This is a genomic window from Veillonella parvula, from assembly GCF_032577575.1.
Classification (GTDB): Bacteria; Bacillota; Negativicutes; order Veillonellales; family Veillonellaceae; genus Veillonella.
In genome coordinates this window covers 445,198-463,756 of the sequence record NZ_JAWFVO010000002.1, presented here as the reverse complement: position 1 = coordinate 463,756, position 18,559 = coordinate 445,198, and the positions used below count along the sequence as shown (strand labels likewise).

General features: G+C 43.3%; 12 protein-coding genes. All 12 read left to right on the top strand.

From position 1 onward, the window contains the following. Nucleotides 1-3: 3 nt before the first annotated feature. The 12 genes from E7K77_RS06000 (at nucleotide 4) to E7K77_RS05945 (ending at nucleotide 18,234) form a co-directional block, all read left to right on the top strand. A complete protein-coding gene (locus E7K77_RS06000; RefSeq protein WP_195394588.1) occupies nucleotides 4-1,050 on the top strand; it encodes a FecCD family ABC transporter permease in 1,047 nt (348 codons plus the stop codon). Continuing rightward, nucleotides 1,050-1,811 carry an ABC transporter ATP-binding protein gene (locus tag E7K77_RS05995; protein WP_195394587.1) on the top strand — a complete coding sequence of 254 codons (762 nt, stop codon included), beginning with the start codon at nucleotides 1,050-1,052 and terminating at the stop codon, nucleotides 1,809-1,811. The genes E7K77_RS06000 and E7K77_RS05995 overlap by 1 nt, the downstream gene beginning before the upstream one ends. 18 nt (nucleotides 1,812-1,829) lie before the next feature. Beyond that, nucleotides 1,830-3,773: a TonB-dependent receptor gene (locus E7K77_RS05990; protein WP_325306439.1), complete on the top strand. Its 1,944-nt coding sequence runs from the start codon at nucleotides 1,830-1,832 to the stop codon at nucleotides 3,771-3,773. 143 nt (nucleotides 3,774-3,916) lie between these two features. Further along, entirely contained in the window at nucleotides 3,917-5,899 is a 1,983-nt protein-coding gene (locus E7K77_RS05985; protein ID WP_302682713.1) for a TonB-dependent receptor plug domain-containing protein, read from the top strand. A gap of 43 nt (nucleotides 5,900-5,942) precedes the next feature. Then, on the top strand, nucleotides 5,943-6,896 hold the full coding sequence (locus E7K77_RS05980) for an ABC transporter substrate-binding protein (RefSeq protein ID WP_215676141.1): 954 nt from the start codon (nucleotides 5,943-5,945) through the stop codon (nucleotides 6,894-6,896). Next, a complete protein-coding gene (locus tag E7K77_RS05975) occupies nucleotides 6,889-7,926 on the top strand; it encodes a FecCD family ABC transporter permease (protein ID WP_012863676.1) in 1,038 nt (345 codons plus the stop codon). Before E7K77_RS05980 ends, E7K77_RS05975 begins: the two co-directional genes overlap by 8 nt. Beyond that, complete coding sequence (locus E7K77_RS05970) at nucleotides 7,926-8,771, top strand: ABC transporter ATP-binding protein (RefSeq protein WP_325306436.1); 846 nt, start codon at nucleotides 7,926-7,928, stop codon at nucleotides 8,769-8,771. Before E7K77_RS05975 ends, E7K77_RS05970 begins: the two co-directional genes overlap by 1 nt. 84 nt (nucleotides 8,772-8,855) lie before the next feature. Beyond that, nucleotides 8,856-9,785, top strand: coding sequence for an ATP-binding protein (locus tag E7K77_RS05965; RefSeq protein ID WP_325306435.1), 930 nt, complete (start codon nucleotides 8,856-8,858; stop codon nucleotides 9,783-9,785). A 2-nt stretch (nucleotides 9,786-9,787) separates the two neighbouring features. Further along, nucleotides 9,788-11,803 (top strand): VWA domain-containing protein, encoded by a 2,016-nt coding sequence (locus tag E7K77_RS05960; protein ID WP_325306434.1) that lies wholly within the window; start codon nucleotides 9,788-9,790, stop codon nucleotides 11,801-11,803. A gap of 3 nt (nucleotides 11,804-11,806) precedes the next feature. Continuing rightward, nucleotides 11,807-15,430, top strand: coding sequence for a cobaltochelatase subunit CobN (gene cobN, locus E7K77_RS05955; protein WP_325306432.1), 3,624 nt, complete (start codon nucleotides 11,807-11,809; stop codon nucleotides 15,428-15,430). 1 nt (nucleotide 15,431) lies between these two features. Continuing rightward, a complete protein-coding gene (locus E7K77_RS05950) occupies nucleotides 15,432-16,343 on the top strand; it encodes an ABC transporter substrate-binding protein (RefSeq protein ID WP_325306430.1) in 912 nt (303 codons plus the stop codon). Between the two features lie 22 nt (nucleotides 16,344-16,365). Beyond that, nucleotides 16,366-18,234, top strand: coding sequence for a TonB-dependent receptor plug domain-containing protein (locus tag E7K77_RS05945; RefSeq protein WP_316597956.1), 1,869 nt, complete (start codon nucleotides 16,366-16,368; stop codon nucleotides 18,232-18,234). The last annotated feature ends 325 nt before the right edge of the window (nucleotides 18,235-18,559 follow it).

Here is an 18,559-nt window from a genome sequence, read left to right as displayed (position 1 = left end):
AGTATGCTAAAACGTATTGGATATACTGCTGGCGGATTTGTCCTCATAGGGGTGCTAGCAGTAGCCATTCTATGGGGACTTTCTGTTGGTACAGTACAATTTTCATTTTCTCAAATTTTTAATATTGTAATGGATCAATTTTCTAGCCCTTTGGCTATCGATGATCCTATGAATGGTCCAGAGCAGACCATTATATGGTTATTGCGTATGCCGCGGCTGTTGATGGCTGCCATTATCGGGGCAGGCCTTGCCGTATCTGGCGTTATCATGCAGGCTATCGTTAAAAATCCACTAGCGGATCCATATATCTTGGGTATTTCATCGGGTGCATCCCTTGGCGCTACGGTAGCTATTTTATTCGGTGTAGGGGTTATGTTCGGTGAGAACTTTGTCGGCATTATGGCCTTTATTGGGGCTATGGCGATTTCCTTCGGTGTATTGTTTATCTCAAACTTGGGTGGACGACCAAACTCGGTGAAATTGATCTTAGGGGGCTTGGCATTAAGCGCTGTATGTAGCTCCTTCTCAAGTTTTGTGGTCTATTTGGCGGACGATAAGGAAGGCATCCAAACCATTACGTACTGGTTGATGGGTAGCTTTGCGGGCGCTAAATGGGACATGTTGCCATTTATTGCCATCGTTGTACTCGTGAGCATTCTATTCTTTTGGTCTCAAAGCAGAGTTTTAAACATTATGCTTCTCGGCGATGAGGTGGCCATCACCTTAGGTCGCGATTTGCATAGATATCGACAAGTCTATTTGATTATTAGCTCACTTATTATTGGCTTTGTGGTGTACGCTGCGGGTATGATTGGTTTTGTAGGACTCTTGATTCCTCACCTTGTGCGCATGACGATCGGCACGAATCACTGGACCTTGATTCCATTCAGCGCATTAGGGGGTAGCATTTTCCTCGTTATTGCTGATGGCTTGTGCCGCTGCATTATTCCTCACGCAGAATTGCCAATCGGCATTCTCATTTCTCTCATTGGTGCACCAACCTTTGTGTATATGTTGGTGCGTAAGAACTACGGATTTGGAGGGGAATAATGAATATTCAAACAGATAATATCCAAGTCTCATTTGGCCCGAAAACGATCCTCCATGATATTTCCCTAGATATACGAAATAAGGAATTTGTTGGAATTATAGGTCCTAATGGGAGTGGTAAAAGTACGTTCTTGAAATGTTTATATCGAGTGCTTAAACCTAATAACGGCAAGATTTTCTTTGATGGCACTGAAATGAGTTCTCTAAGTCATCGCGATACGGCCTTAAAAATGGCAGTAGTGGCACAGCATAGTACGGTTAACTTTGATTTTTCCGTTCTTGAAATGGTCCTTATGGGCCGCTCCCCTTATAAAGGACTGCTCGACAGAGATAAAATCGATGACTATGAAATCGCTCGACATGCGCTGTCTCAAGTAGGGCTTAGTGATTTTGAAAGTCGCAATTTTAATACCTTATCTGGTGGTGAGCAGCAGCGTGTTATCTTAGCACGTGCCTTGGCACAGCGCACAGAATGCCTAGTGCTAGACGAACCGACAAACCACTTAGATATTAAGTATCAGCTGGAACTGATGACGATTGTAAAACGCCTTGATGCAACAGTAGTGTCCGCTATTCATGATTTGAATTTAGCAGCTATTTATTGCGACCGTCTCATTGCCTTAAAAGACGGCTCCGTAGTGTGTACAGGGCCCCCTCACGAAGTATTAACAGAGGAGACCATCCGACACATCTACGGCGTGTCCGCCACGGTACAAACATTACCAAATGGACGATTAAATATTATATATAATATGGAATAATTAAAAAAAGAGGCGTGGATGATGAAACGAATGAATAAACAAGTCTATGTAGCAGTGCTTATGGCATTAACTACTATGTCAATTAATAGTTATGCTGCAGATGTAACAATGAACAATAATGAAGAAGAAGTTACCATAAATGTTACAGCTAATCGTACAGCATTATTAGATTTAGATACACCGGTATCGACTTCTGTTATTACCCAAGAGGATATACAAAATAGCGGCGCTAAGACTGCCTTTGATGCGGTCGCCAATGTACCGGGTGTAACCATTAATTCCTTTAGTGCGTCTGGCGCAGATTTTGGTGGCATGGATAGCCGTACGAATATTCGTGGCCTCGACCGCGGTGCACTTGTTCTTGTAAACGGTGTACCTATGAACTTAAATGGTAAGAGCGGAATTGGCTCTATACCTACTAGTGCGATTGAGCGCATCGAAGTCGTGAAGGGGGCAGCCTCCACCTTATATGGTGCAGAAGCTTTGGGTGGCGTTATAAATATCATTACAAAGACGCCGTCAAAAGAGGGCGGTTCTGCTACAGTAGCCGTGGGCAATCGAGGGGCTAAGCGATTTGATCTTTCTTATGGTACTGATCGTTTTCTTATTGGAATTGATAGAAAATACTGGGGAACTCAAGATCCATCTACACCTGTGCGGTATGACTATACGGGTCGCAAGGGTTATGATTACTACACTACGCGCAACAAGGGTAATTCCTTAGGCGTGTTCATGAGTGGTAAGCTTTCAGATAAGATAACCTTAAATTATAATCGCGCTGAAAGCCGTTCCTCCTTTGGTCTGATTAGTACAGAAACAAATCCTATGAGACAGGCTCATCATTCTACGACATATCATTACAAGGATGACCGCAACAATGCATCTTTGACTTATAAGGATGACAATACGACGGGAACATTGTTTTATAATGACCGTACTATGCGTGGTGAAAGCCGTGTTCATAGTGCTAAACAGTTCAAGCCGACCGAAACCAGTTATGTAGCTCGTCAATATGGTATAGATGTACAACATGAATGGGACTTTAGAGGCGGTAAGGACTACCTGATTGCCGGGGTTACAGGTAAGCAAGAAACCTATCGTGCCACACAGGCCCCTGTGTACACACGGCCTCATCGTAATACCTATGCGGTGTACAGTAGCTATTCTCGTGAAATCAATCCAAAATGGACTGCCATTTTGGGCTTGCGCTATACAGCTATTAGTGATCCTATTAAGGACCAACATGTGTTAACGCCTCAGTTCCAATTGTTGCATACCATCAATAAAGATTCCTCCATGTACTTAAATATAGGGAAAGCGTATACGATGCCTAGCTTGAGTGATACATTCCGCAGTGTAAACCGCCAATACACAGCAGTAAGTGGTAAAAATCTTAAGCCTGAAGAGGGTTGGAACTATGAATTAGGTTATAAACGCCTTAATAAGAAGGATAGCTGGAAGGTGGACGTGTTCTATATGGACTTCAAGAACTTCTTCCAATGGCAACCTGATGTAAATGGTCGCCCAACCGTTCGCGTAAACGGTGGTAAATTCCACAATGTTGGGATTGAAGCTGAGTATAGTAGACATTTGTCAGATCGACTCAAAATGAGTGTAAGTGGTTCTTATTCTAATCCAAAACAAAAGGAAATGAATGAAACCTATTGGAAACAAGCGGCTCCTAAGTTACAGTTTACAACCGGTGTTCATTATAAAAGCTCTACGTGGGATGCAGGCACATCTTTGAACTTTGTAACCAAACGTTTGCGCAATCGCGATGGTGGCTTGAACCCTAACATTGCTCTTTGGAATGCTTACGTTGGGTATCACTTTAATAAAGATGCTACATTACGCCTCGATGCACGCAATCTTTTGAATCGTCATAATGTGGTATCCAATGGAGATTATGAATATTGGGATGCACCATTCAATTATGAATTAAGTTATACACAAAAATTTTAATATGTATTAACGATACAATCCCCCGAGAATGCAGTAGTGGTAGGGGTATGGGTTTTGTGCGGTCCAAATAAATGTGTAATAATACAAATATGTAGTTTATATAATTGTGTGAATATATATATGTGTTAAGTGAGGCATTTGGTATGAGACAACAAATTAAGCATCGTATATCTATACTTGTAGGTTTAGCATTGATAGGATTGTCTGTGAATGGATATGCAGCAGAGGTAAGTGCTGATAAGACTCCCACTATAGCTGCATCGAGTGAAACTAATGGAGTATCTGAAATCCATACTATTAATGTAACAGCAAATCGCATGGCTCTTTTAGATTTAGATACGCCGGCTGCGATGGATGTTATTACTCAAAAGGACTTAGCTAATAGCGGTGCTAAAAATGCATTTGATGCAGTTAATATGGTACCAGGCATTACGTCTTTTTCCTATGGTGCATCCGGTCTTGAATATGGGGCTATGGATAGCCGTGTGAATATCCGTGGCCTTGAACGGGGATCCTTGATTCTCATGAATGGGGTACCGATGAACCTCAATGGCAAGGGCGGCCTTAGTTCTATTCCGACTAGCTCTATTGAACGCATTGAAGTATTAAAAGGTGCAGCCTCTGCTTTATATGGCGCTGATGCTATGAGTGGTGTTATCAATGTAATTACTAAGACTCCAAGTAAAGAAGGGGGCTCTGCTACGGTAGGTTTTGGTAATATGGGTCGCCAAACTTATAAAATTAACTATGGGACGCCTCGCTTCTTAATTGGTGTGGAACGTAACTTCTTTGGTGCTCAAGATCCAGAAACCCCTATCCGCTCCGATATCGGTGCTTATGCTAGAGGCTATGAATATTATACAGCTCGTAACAAAGGGAATTCCTTAGGTGTATTTATGAGCGGTAAATTAAATGATAAGTTGACTTTGAACTTTAGCCGTTTTGAAGGTAATTCTTCCTTTGGACAGTTGAGTACGGAAACGAATCCTATTAAGCAAAAGCTTCACTCTACAACATATGCTTATAAAGATACTAAAAATAATGCGTCTTTAGTTTATAAAGATGGCAATACTACAGGTACAATCTTCTACAATGATAGAGATTTGTATGGTAAAAGTCGCATACATAGTAAAAAGACATATACGTTGAGTGATAACAACTATATTGCTCGACAATATGGTTTCGATGTGCAACATGAATGGGACTTCCGCGGTGGTAAGGATTATTTAATTGCGGGTGTACTTGGTAAACGAGAAACATATCGCACTAAATCTGGTCCATACTATGGAAATCCACATCGCAATAGTTATGCCATTTATGGTACATACTCCTATCAAATCAATCCTAAATGGACTAGTATTTTAGGCTTGCGTTATTCGGATATTAAAGATCCTGTAAAAAATCAGCGCGTATTAATTCCACAGTTCCAATTACAACATCGTATCAACAAGGAATCATCCATGTACATAAATGTTGGTAAAGCCTTTAGAATGCCGAACTTAAGCGATACTTTCAAGAAAATTAATAAAGGCTATGCCTCTGTTAGTGGACGTAATTTGAAACCTGAAGAAGGTTGGAATTACGAATTAGGCTATAAACACATTACTAACAAAGATAGCTGGAAAGTAGCGCTCTTCTATATGGACTTTAAAAACTTCTTCTCTTGGAAACCGGATAGCAATGGTAAAAACACGATTCGCGTAAATGGTGGTCGCTATAGAAATGTCGGTATCGAAGCCCAATATGGTCGTAAATTAACAGATCACTTAAAAATGACTGTGGGTGCATCGTATTCTAATCCAAAACAACGAGAAATCGATAAGACCTATTGGAAACAAGCTAACCCTAAATTGCAATTTACAGGGGGTATCCATTACAATAGCTCAACCTGGACTGCAGGTACTAGCATCAACTTTGTCACAAAACGGATGAAGAACCGCGATGGCGGTACAAACCCAAATCTTATAGCTTGGAATGCATACGTAGGCTATCAGTTCAATGAAAACTCATCCTTGCGGCTAGATGCACGTAACTTGTTAAACCGTCATAATGTTATTTCCAACGGCGACTGGGAATACTGGGATGAACCATTTAATTACCAACTCAGCTATACTCAAAAATTCTAGTCTTTATGTAATCACTAATTAGAACTATACAAGGAGTATCATCATGAACAAGAAAATTGGATTTTTCATATGTTTGATGATACTCCTTTGTGTATGTATAGCGGGTTGTGGACCTCAATCGGAGGCAAATGTAACGCCATATACTCGTTATGTTGACAGTCATGATGGCGTTCAAGTTGCTGTTCCAGAGCATCCAAAACGGATTTTATCACTGTCTTCTGCGGTCGACACAATTTTATTAGGACTTATAGAACCAGAACGTTTAGCAGGCATTAATAAATTGTCTACCTATGAGGAATATTCGCTAGAGGCAAAGCGCGCAAAGCTGGTAAAACCAGTGTTGAGTTCGTATCCTTTGGAGAAAATCATAGCCTTGAAACCGGATCTCGTTATAGCGCCAGATTATATATCGGCTGATGTTATCTATGGCTTACGGCACATGGGTATAGCCACTGTTGTGGTACCTACCCCTTCTACGGTGGACGGAGTGATTCAGAATGTGATGGATATTGCTCATATTATCGGCGAAGATGAAAAGGGTAGCTTTTACATTCGGAAGATTCATCGTGAAATAGATGAAATAAAGCACCTAGCAGAATCTATTCCAATTGAGCAGCGCAAGACGGTTCTCTTTGTATCATCTATGGACGGATATACGGGAACAGGAAGCCTTTTTGATGATATGTGTACATACATGAACGTCTATAATGCACCGAATCGGATTGGCTTACCGCCGCACATACCCTTTGGGGAGGAGCGGGTATTAGCCATGAATCCAGACTACATTTTTATTCCATCCTATAAGGGAATGGACAAGAATTTGGCGGATCGATATTTAAAAAATCCGGCCTTTCAAAATCTGCCGGCTATCAAGGAAAATCGTGTTAAGCCTTTACCGGCAGCGTACTTATATACTATGAATCAGCATATTGGGGAAGCGATGCTAGCCATTATGTATACTGTGTATCCTCAATTAGAAAGGAATTCTCATGACTAAACAGACACAACGCATCATGGCGATAACTTTGATTGGGGTATTGCTATGTATCGTGAGCTTATTGGCGCTCCATGTAGGGACCATTATGATTCCTATTGGAGGAGGTGTGCAAAGTATTTTAAATGGCATGGGCATACCTGTGAGTTTTACGGAGCCTATTACGGCTGAACAAGAGGCGGTACTGTGGTTTATCCGCATGCCGCGCCTCATCATTGGACTACTCGTAGGCGGTGCCTTGGCAATCGCTGGCGCCGTTATGCAAGGCGTTTTCTCAAACCCTTTGGCGGATCCAGGTATTATGGGCGTATCCGCAGGGGCGTCTCTCGGCGCCGTTATTGCCATTGCTCTTGGCGTGACATCTCTCGGTATGTTTTACATGCCTGCTTTTGCCTTTGTCGGAGCCTTTGTATCCGTAGGGATTACGATTCTCTTAACATGGCGCAATAACAAGCTCGATACGACCACATTATTGCTAGCAGGGGTTGCTGTTAGTATGCTGCTCGGTGCTTTTACATCGGGTATCTTGACGATGATTAATGAATACCGTTTGCGTGAATTCCTATTCTGGATGGTAGGTGGCCTCGATTATCGTCGATGGGACCATGTTCTGCTTGCTGTAGGACCTATCATGACTGGCAGCGTTATATTAATGATGCTCGGTCGTCACCTGAATGTACTCGTTCTCGGCGATACAGAGGCGCGTGCCTTGGGTTTGCCTGTTATGGTGTATCGCATGCTATTCCTGTTTTTGGCATCTGTCGTTACTGCTACTGCGGTGTGCGTCAGTGGTTCCATTGGCTTTGTAGGTCTTGTGGTACCACATATTGTGCGTATCTTAGTAGGGCCAGATCATCGAATACTATTGCCTATGGCGGCCGTTGGAGGCGCATTATTCCTCGTATTCTGTGATACATTAGGTCGCGTTATTGCTCAGCCAGTTGAGATTCGCGTAGGTATCATGACGGCTCTATTAGGGGCACCATATTTTCTATATTTACTTCATCGCTTGCGTCGTAAAGGAGGGGCCTAATGAAACTAGATGTTCAATCTCTATCTGTCACATTAGGAGACACAACCATTGTAAAAGAGGCATCCTTTGCTATTGACCGGGGCGAGTTCGTAGGCATTATCGGCCCTAATGGCTCTGGTAAAACAACGTTGTTAAAAACCTTGCGTGGCCTTTATCCTACATCTGGTGGAGATATTTTCTGGGATGGTAAAAGCATCGCTTCTTTGAGCGACAAGGAAATCGCTCATCATGTGGCGTATATGCAGCAGTCCGTTAATGTTTCCTTCGATTATGAAGCCATCGATATCGTGATGACGGCTCGTTATCCTTATTTGAAATGGTGGGAACAAGAAGGCCCTGAAGATAAGGTTATCGTTGAACAGGCTATGAAAGAGGTAGGTGTTTATCATCTGCGGAATCGTTCTGTACAATCTTTGAGTGGTGGTGAACGACAACGGGTATTCTTAGCAAAGGCTTTGGCACAACAAACAGAGGTCCTATTGCTCGATGAGCCGACGGCTGCTCTCGATCTAGTATATGCTGACGATATTTTCCATGAAGGTCGCAGATTATGTGACGAAGGTAAAACGATTTTAATCGTCGTTCATGACTTAGAATTAGCCGCCAAATATTGCACCAAGCTCGTCTTGATAAGTGATGGTCGCATCGTTGATGTAGGAACGCCGCGAGAGGTGCTCACTGCAGATAATTTAAAAGCTGCCTTCCACTTGTCTGCAGCAGTTTACGACGATCCATATTTCAAACAACAACGTATCTTTGTGTTCCCAAAAGGAACTACGGATATTGAGGATTATAAACAAACAGAGACTAGTGGAGAGATGTCAATTGACCCTCAACTGAAATAGACATATAAGTGCCTATGTATAGGTCAGTAAATTTCCTGTTTATCTTGATATATTTGTATTGCTATTCCTAGCGAGGTTAGGCTTATGTTATATCCATTTACTGCTATTGTTGGTCAAGATGAAATGAAATTGGCCCTTTTGCTGAATGCTATCAATCCGTCCATCGGTGGTGTGTTAATTGAGGGCGAAAAGGGCACTGCAAAGTCTACGGCTGTACGTGCATTACCGAGCCTGCTACCTTCCATGGAAACAGGGGCATCCGCGATGTCCGTTGTTGAGCTACCTATCAATGCTACGGCAGACCGCGTTGTAGGATCTATTAATTTAGAAAAGGCCTTGCAAGAGGGGGTAAAAGCCTTTGAACCAGGGATTTTACACGCAGCACATCAAAATATTCTCTATGTAGATGAGGTGAATCTATTAGATGACCATATTGTAGATATTTTGCTAGACGTGTCCGCTATGGGGGTAAATACGGTAGAGCGTGAAGGGGTAAGCCATTCTCATCCATCTCGCTTCATCCTCGTCGGAACTATGAACCCTGAAGAGGGGGACCTAAGACCTCAGCTATTAGATCGCTTTGGGTTGTCCGTCATGGTCTATGGTGAACAGGATCCAGCACAGCGGATGGAGGTGATTAAGCGACGTCTTGCATTTGGCGATGCTCCAGAAGCGTTTATAGCGTCTTATGAGGAATCGGAGCAAGCATTACATGAGCGCTTGCTACAAGCTCGCAAATTATTACCAACCATTATTCCCTCCGATGATAGTTTGCTTAAGATAGCGAGCATCAGTATCGGCATTGGCGTTGATGGACATCGCCCAGACATTACGATGATGCACACCGCTCGCGCTCATGCAGCCTTTCACGGTCGCTCACAAATCATAGATGACGACATTAAGGTGGCCGCAAGATTGACGTTAAAACATCGCATGCGGAGATTGCCTTTTGAAGAACAAGGTCACGACGAAGACCGCATCGATACAGCAGTATCTGCGGTAATCGAGGGCTAGCTATGGAAACATCTGTACAAGAGGCTCTCAAAATAGGCCTTGTAAACGACCAGATACATAGCATTGTCATTTCTGGGGGAACTGGTGTCGGTAAAAGTTTTATGGTTCGTCAGTGCCTCAATACATGGCATATTCCCTATCGTGTTATACCGGTTTATATAGATAGCTCACAACTTCAAGAAAGCATCGATTTTGAAGCCTCTCTCGAGCAAGGCAAGATGGTTATGTCCTCTAGTCTATTAGATGACGATAATACGCGATGCTGGCTCATCGATGATGGTCATGTGGTATCCCCAGAAGTGCGTCATGCCTTATTAACAGAGGCAAAACGCCGCCAAATCTTGTTGATTATGACCATAAACCATGAGGATAGAGCCTTAACTGATGCGGAATGGGAACTCGTAGACGTACACGTATCTATGGAACTAGCTTCATTGGAATCTAGGGTAGCGGTATTACAACAAACTCGAGATGGAATTTCTTGTGCAGATACTGTGTTACCTTCAACAGAAGAGCACTCATCTAAGGATGTAGTCAGTTTAATCGATCATAAGCGGATTTCATCTATTGCCGTTCCTGATGCAATGATTTCATTAGCCATTTCCTATGCACTCCAAGCTCGTACTGTAGGTTACGGTGCAGAGTTTATATTGCTTCAAGTTATGAAATCACTAGCTCTTCTTGAGGGGGGGTCTTACTGTAAGCCCATTCATGCAGAGCGGGCCGCTCTTTATGTACTGCCTCATCGGATGAAGCGTGATGACACAACCACATCACAGCCTTCACAAGGGGAGAATGGAAATAGTAAAACGGATAGAAATCAACTAGAAAATAGGGCCGAACATGCATCGGATCAAACTGATGAAGATGCACAATATGAAGCGGACCAAAATGATTCTATGGGGAATGAAGCAAGTCCTAACGATTTAAATGCTAATGATGGGGATAGTCATTCTGCTATGAATAGTGCAGAAGATGCATCTTCTCAGCAAGACGATTCAAGTGAAGCTGATGGTTCTAATCAATCTAACGACTTAGATGCTACACAGAAGGAATCCAGTGATTCCGAGGCTATGAACGTAGGTGGAGACGACTCACAACGCTTATCCTCTTTATGTTTGCCCGATACGGTTGCCCGTATAGCTAACCAATTATTCCAATGGAAACTAGAATCCTCTAAAACAGTGGACCGTCAGTATCGCAAGGGCTCAGGTCGTCGCCTCATGACCAAAACAAAGGACACTAGAGGGCGTATGATTCGAGCTTACCAAGATGAACATGCGCTAGAGGACTTAGCGCTGGTCGATACATTGCGTGCAGCAGCACCCTACCAACGATTGCGGGCTGCTACTAAAACGGAACAAGAAAAACTATCTACTCAGTCCCAGCAATTAAAGCATCAAGGCGGCAAGGGATTATCTTTAGTGATAAAACCTCAGGATTACCGCCGAAAAGCCCGTGAAAAGCGCATTGGTGCATATCAGCTTTTCGTAGTAGATGCCAGTGGGTCTATGGCGGCGCGTCATCGTATGGAGGCCACTAAAGCGGCTATTCTCAGTCTCTTGCGAGATTCTTATATCCACCGTGATTCGGTAGGGCTCATTGCGTTCCGCAAGGAGTCGGCAGAGGTGTTATTGCCTTTCACGCGCAGCGTAGAGCGAGCAGAGCGATTGTTAGCCTCTATGCCTACAGGCGGTAAAACGCCGTTAGCTCACGGTTTACGGATGGCCTATACCCTGTGCGATAGATTGTTACGTGCCCATCGGGCGGAACGAATTCAGATTATATGTATCACCGATGGTCGAGCTACGTCGGGTGATTCTGAAGACCCTGTAGCGGAGTCCAAGCAATGGGCTCGTATCCTTGGTACTTTGCCTGTAGATTGTATTGTTATCGATACGGAAACGGGCTTTATCAAACTTGGATTGGCTAAGGAATTATGTAAATTGATGAATGGCAGTTATTATGCCATGGATACTATTACGGCAGATCGTATTTTGCGAGTGTCTCGGAGGTAGATCATGAGTCGACTCATGTATATTTCTAACTTAGGAAAACAAATCCAATATATAGAAAAGGCCGTTGCTACCTACTCTGAATTGATACAAGGCAAGGTGGATATTTGCAATATGAAAAAGCCTCCTCTCTGGGACGGTGATTTTGAAAGTCGCCTTCGTGCTGCCGATGTAGTACTCGTAACAAACATGGGGGTTGGCTTAGACTCGCCATTCTTAGAACGCCTTGAACGATGGCTATATGCGCATCATCCAAAATACTGGATCGATGTGGTAGAGCCTAAGAAAACGGATATTCTGTATCGTAATATAGATGAGGATAAACGGATTCGTCTTGAAAGTTATCGTCGTACTAGTGGCATCATGAACTATGTGCGGCTCATTAACGGTGCTTTCAGTACAAAACCAATTTCTGAATGGGAAGAACCTGACCGAATTCCGTGGCAAGCCATTATGGGGCGAGCAGGCAATATCTACGAGACCTACGATGAGTTTATGGATGCCGAAGGAAACCCAGATTGGCCGTCCATCGCGGTGTACTTTTACCGTGACGAGTGGATTATGGGGGATATTTATTATCAACAGGCCTTATTTGAAGAAATTTATAAACATCAGTACAATCCGATTATCTTTTATGGGCAATACGGTTCGAATCCTCGCGTAGGCATTCCGAATATGAAATTGTCCATGAACCATCTTTTTGGGAAGGATGTATTCCCCTTTGATGTGCTTATCAATACTTGTAAATTCTCCTTCCAGTCCTTAGGGGCTCAAACCTTGGAGGAGCTAAAATTACAGGACGTACCTATCATTCAAGGGTATACCATATACATGGATGAGAAGTCCTGGGTTGAGAATCCTCAAGGAGTTACGCCGTTAGATGTGAATTTATCCATATCACAGCCTGAGTTAGACGGTGTTATTCAAGGCGGTGTAGTGGCCTGTCAGACCTTTGATGAGTGTGGTCACTATGTGTATTTACCCGTGAAAGAGCGCATTGCGGCCGTCGTTCAGCGAGCTATTAAATGGTCTAAGCTGCGCCATATTCCTGTATCTGAGCGAAAGATAGCCATTGTTTTACATAACTATCCGCCTAAGAATTCTAATATTGGTTCTGCAGCAGGCCTTGATACACCTGAGTCGGTGCTACGATTATTAGAACAGATGAAAGAGGAAGGTTATACGATAGATTCTATGCCTGATACGAGTGCAGATTTAATGGACAGTGTTACATCCCACATGACAAACGACCGCTCCATGCTTACCGATGAGTTGCTAGCCTCGGCTAAAGGTCGCTTGAGCAGTAAGGATTACAAAGCATACTTTGAAACACTGCCAGCAGATACGCAACAAGTCATGGTTACATCTTGGGGGGAAGCCCCAGGAGATGTATTTGTCTACGATGATGAAGTCATCATACCAGGTTTTTCAAATGGCAATCTGTGGATTACGGTGCAACCACCGCGCGGGTTCGGGGAGAATGTATCCGCCATTTATCACGATCCTTGCTTACCTCCACCACATCAATATTTGGCCTTTTATCACTGGGTGCGGAACGTCTTTCAAGCTGATGCGGTCATTCATGTAGGCACACATGGCTCCTTAGAATGGTTGCCTGGTAAGGGGGCTGGTCTCAGTGCTAGCTGTTATCCTGAAATCGGCATCTCTAGTTTGCCAAATATTTACCCGTACTGGACAACCATCATTGGAGAAGGCATACAGGCTAAGCGGCGTAGTTCAGCCTGTTTAGTGGGCCACTTGTCGCCACCGATGACGACGGCGGGACTCTACGATGAATTTGAAGAACTAGAAGCTTTACTAGATGAGCATAGTCATTTTGAACAGGAGCATCCTGAGAGTGTAGCTGACATAGGCGAAGTGATTCGCGAAAAGGCCCTGGCCTGTCATCTTATCGATGAAGAAAAGGGGCCTACTATGGTGGTGGACGATATTATTACAGAAGTTCACGAAAAGCTAAGCGATTTAAAGCATATGCAAATGCGCAATGGTTTACATATCTTGGGTCAAGGCCCTGAGGGGACAGATTTAGAAGAATTTATTACCGCTATCATACAGACCCCTCAAGGAGATATTGCATCAGGTCTTGAAACGCTAGCCGCTGAGTTAGGGCATAATTGGTCGTATCTAGAGGAACATGCTGGCGAAATCAATGATGACGGAATTCGTAATAGTGTGATTATCGATCGAATTTGGCAGGAATTACGAGCGTTTGTGTCTAATATTATACATAAACCAGATTATAAGGCGCCTCAAAGTTTAGAGCCTTTGGTAGACGCCATAGTTCGTGAGTATATACCTAAATTAGGTCAAACCCAAAATGAGCTCAGCTCTATCTCTAAAGCGTTACAAGGAACCTATGTTGAACCTGGCCCCGGTGGAGCCCCATCGAGTGGTCAAGTCGATGTATTACCTACGGGTCGTAACTTTTATGGTTTAGATGAAAGAGCCTTGCCTACAAAGATAGCCTACCAATTAGGTATAGAGCTTGCAGATCAAGTTATGGCTGATTATATTTTAAATGAACAGCGCTATCCCGAGACGATAGGGATTATCTTATGGGCTAGTAGCAACTCTAGAAGTCATGGTCAGTGTTTAGGTGAATTCCTCTACTTGTTGGGGGTTCGTCCTAAATGGCAATCTAACGGTCGTATTTCAGGTCTCGAGGTTATTCCGCTAGATGAATTACAACGCCCTCGTATCGACGTGATGGGCCGCATCAGTGGTCTTATTCGAGATATGATGCCTACTGCCATTAGTTGGCTCGACAAGGCAGTTGAAATGGTAGCAGAATTAGATGAGTCCTTGGAAGACAACTACGTGAAAAAGCATATTCATGATGATGTGGATTGGCTTGTTGAACAAGGTGAAGATCCTATGCTAGCCACTAAAAAGGCGCGCCTTCGTATCTTTGGCGACCCACCACAAGCCTATGGCACGGGTGTGGGTGCCCTGATTGAAGGGAAAAATTGGGAGTCCTTAAGCGACATTGCACAAGTTTACAGCAAGTGGAGTAGCTTTCACCTGCATGAGGACATTCCTCAGGATATGAGGCTATTCCAACGGCGATTAACTACGATGGATGTAACCATTAAGAACGAAGATAATCGGGAAACGCACATTTTGAGTGCTGATGATTATTACAGCTATCATGGTGGTCTCATTGCGGCGGTGCGAAATGCAAAAGGTAGTGCCCCTCGTGCCTATGTGGGGGATAGTACAGATCGCAGCCGCGTCGTGATGCGGTCCTTATCGGATGAGTTTCGCCGCGTTGTACAAGGGGAAACGCAGAATCCGAAATTCATTCAGGCCATGATGAACCATGGCTACAAAGGGGCATCGGATATGTCTAATGTGGTTTCTCATAGTTTTGGCTGGGATGTTACCAGTGATGTGGTGCCTGACTGGGTTTATGAGGGGTATGCTAACAAATATGCCTTAGACAAAGTGGTGCAAGACTGGATGCGCAATGTAAACCCTTGGGCCTTACAGCGCATTGCAGAAATTTTGTTAGAAGCTGCTCAACGTGGCTATTGGGATGCAGCTCCAGATATGCTGGAGGAATTGCAGTCCCTATATATTTCCATGGAAGGTGTTATAGAAGGTCGTTAGTATGAAGCACAGAATATCTATTATATGTACCATAGTAATGATGGTACTTCTAGTGGTCGGTTGTGGTCCTACGCAGACGGGGACTACGGGCACGACACATCAGGTTACGGATGGCACTGGTGTAACTGTTACGGTGCCTAGTGAGCCGAAGCGAATCGTCCCTATTGCTGCGAGTACAGAGGATATAGTGTTATCCTTGGTTGATCCGAGCCGAGTGGCAGCCGTTGGCACCGTGCCTAATAATGTACCTGATGAGTCTGCCAAGGTGGGGACGCATGTGAAAGCAACTGCTGAATCCATGCTTTCTGTACAACCTGATTTAGTATTAGTTCCAAACTGGATATCTCCAGATGCAATTGGGGAAATGCGGAATATGCAGATTCCCGTTTACGTCTATAAGACGCCTACTACGGTAGAAGAAGCAAAGGCTGTTATTCATGAAATTGCAGGTCTTTTACACGCATCGGATGAAAAGATGATTGCTAGTATGGATGCAGATTTGAAAACTGTCGAAGAATTAGCCAATAAACATGCCGGTGAACGTCCTGTAGTAGCATTTTATACGCAATTTGGTTTAACCGGTGGCAAGGGGTCAACCTTTGATGATATGACTAAATATCTGAAGGTTACCAATGCGGCCGCCCAATTAGGCTTGGGGCCTTTTGATAATGGGACGCGAGAGGATTTAATTAAAGCGAATCCAGACATTATCATCATCCCATCGGTAGCTTATACCTCGGATGGCACTACGCCAGCAACGGCAGAACAGCTCTATTCTGACCCTGCTTTGCAAGGGGTTAAGGCCATCGCCAATCGTCGTGTGTTCCTTGTAGATTCCTCGCAGGTCATGAGTTATTCTCAATTTATGACTCGTGCAATGGTTTCTATGGCACAAAATATATATAACAAATGATTTAGTGTGTGTGGAGGTTTTTATGAAAGTATCAAGAATGCAACGATTATCCATGTATGTAGGGTTAGCTCTCGTATTTGGTAGCACATTGAGTGCACCTAGTGTGTTAGCTGTTGACGCTGGTGATGCGAAAGAAGCGCATACCATTGTTGTTACGGCGACTCGTAGTGAACAACAGCTTTCAGAAGTGCCAGCTAGTGTAGGCGTAGTAACAGGCGACGATATTCGTGAGCGCCATGCTACGAATATGAACGAAGCCTTGAACATCGTACCGGGCGTAGATATTAATACGTATGGTGGTGGCGTAGGTTACACGAACTCCAATGCATTCCGCATCAATGGTTCCGACCAAGTATTGTATTTGGTAGACGGCATCAATATGGGGGCGGCTGGTGTGAATCCGCCGATGACTATTTTGAAAGATATGTCTAGTATTGATCGCATTGAAGTTCAACGTGGTGCAGGCTCTACATTGTATGGTTCCGGTGCCATTGGTGGTGTAGTAAATGTAATCACTGCAAAACCTGAGCAAGGTGTACAAACTAAGCTTCGCGTGATGGGTGGCAGCAATGATTTAGAGCAATACGCAATTACCAACGAAGGTAGCCAAAATGATTGGTATTGGCGTGTAGGCGTACAAAAAGATATTATTGGTTCCTATAAAGATGGTCATGGTGTGCGCATTCCTCAACATGGCAACAGCCACACTGCATCTTTCATGGTGGGCAATACAATCAATGATAAGAACGATGTAAAAATAGCTTACGACACATATCGTGGTGATGTAATGTACTCCGACCATTTGGGTGCCCTTAATCACATTCGTTATGGTAATGAAGCAAATGACTCCTTACGCGCGATTTGGAACAATAAAATCAGCAATCGTTGGAGCCATCAATTATACTTGATGAACAATCATTATAAAACAACATATGATGGGTACTTAACGGATGTGAAGACTCGTGGTATTGGTGATCAAGTTACGTATAAAGCAAAAGACCATACTGTAGTAGTCGGCTTTGACTGGCGTCAAGATAAAGTGGTTAACATGGGCGGCGTGAAGCTTACGAACGCATCTTACTTTATTCAAGATGAATGGAAATTTGCTCCTAAGTGGACTGTAACGCCTGGTATCCGCGTTGACCACCATTCTTCTTTCGGTACTCATACATCTCCATCCATCAGCCTCGGCTATGATGTAAATGAGAAGACAAATGTGTATGCTGCGTATAAAGAGTACTTCTTGGCACCTACACCATACCAATTGTTCGATGGCTATAACGGTAACCGCAACTTGAAACCTGAAACAGGTCATGAATTTGATTTAGGTGTACACCATAAATTCGGTAAAACTTGGAATGGTAATCTCAGCTTCTTTAGCCGTAGTACAAAGGATAAGATCGGTTGGGTTATGACGGATCCTGCAACATTCACAGGTCAATATCGCAATTTTGATACAGAAAAAGCCCGTGGCGTGAATGCAGAAGTGCGCAAACAAATCAACAATCATTTGTCTGCACGACTTGGCTATACATATACTCATATCGATGCAACACCTACACGCAAAGCTAATCGTGATGGTTATGTGCCTAAACATGCTGTTAATGCAGGTCTCGATTACAACAATGCGAAATGGGATGCCCATTTAGATATTCGTGGTGTCATCGACCGTCCAGGCCCTGCTGATAATATTTTCCCTCGCACAACGTATTGGCTTGCTGATATTAGTGCGAACTATCGCGTACGTGAAAATGTTACTGTATTTGGTCGTGTTAATAATATCTTTGATACATACTATGCGGAACAATCTAACGTTCGTTGGGGCAACCCTGGTGACTGGTGGCCAGGTCAAGGTCGCAACTTCCGTCTAGGTGTAGAAGTGACTATCTAATAGATATAACTACTGCAATGGTTCGATTATAAAGTTATACTAATAATTGACAATTACGTCGTAGTTATTTGTATAGCTTCAAAAAGTAATCTATATCATGGTGAAAGAGCCTCTCGTGGGGCTCTTTCATTTTTATTATAGTTTTTGATGGTATATTGAGACCGCACTAAGTACCATGAGAGTTATTTTCAATAACCAATAAATTAAGCATAGGTAAATAAGTATATATTATAAAACTATAGATTTTCTATAGTAAAAGCTCTATAATATTATGTATCTATCTATAGGTATTCATAGTTTATGTTTTGTGATGTACTTGTATATT

Coding starts and splice junctions, on each gene's coding strand:
- E7K77_RS05945 (WP_316597956.1), top strand. CDS start 16,366: ATGAAAGTATCAAGAATGCAACGATTATCCATGTATGTAGGGTTAGCT.
- E7K77_RS05990 (WP_325306439.1), top strand. CDS start 1,830: ATGATGAAACGAATGAATAAACAAGTCTATGTAGCAGTGCTTATGGCA.
- E7K77_RS05975 (WP_012863676.1), top strand. CDS start 6,889: ATGACTAAACAGACACAACGCATCATGGCGATAACTTTGATTGGGGTA.
- E7K77_RS05970 (WP_325306436.1), top strand. CDS start 7,926: ATGAAACTAGATGTTCAATCTCTATCTGTCACATTAGGAGACACAACC.
- E7K77_RS05960 (WP_325306434.1), top strand. CDS start 9,788: ATGGAAACATCTGTACAAGAGGCTCTCAAAATAGGCCTTGTAAACGAC.
- cobN (WP_325306432.1), top strand. CDS start 11,807: ATGAGTCGACTCATGTATATTTCTAACTTAGGAAAACAAATCCAATAT.
- E7K77_RS06000 (WP_195394588.1), top strand. CDS start 4: ATGCTAAAACGTATTGGATATACTGCTGGCGGATTTGTCCTCATAGGG.
- E7K77_RS05985 (WP_302682713.1), top strand. CDS start 3,917: ATGAGACAACAAATTAAGCATCGTATATCTATACTTGTAGGTTTAGCA.
- E7K77_RS05980 (WP_215676141.1), top strand. CDS start 5,943: ATGAACAAGAAAATTGGATTTTTCATATGTTTGATGATACTCCTTTGT.
- E7K77_RS05965 (WP_325306435.1), top strand. CDS start 8,856: ATGTTATATCCATTTACTGCTATTGTTGGTCAAGATGAAATGAAATTG.
- E7K77_RS05950 (WP_325306430.1), top strand. CDS start 15,432: ATGAAGCACAGAATATCTATTATATGTACCATAGTAATGATGGTACTT.
- E7K77_RS05995 (WP_195394587.1), top strand. CDS start 1,050: ATGAATATTCAAACAGATAATATCCAAGTCTCATTTGGCCCGAAAACG.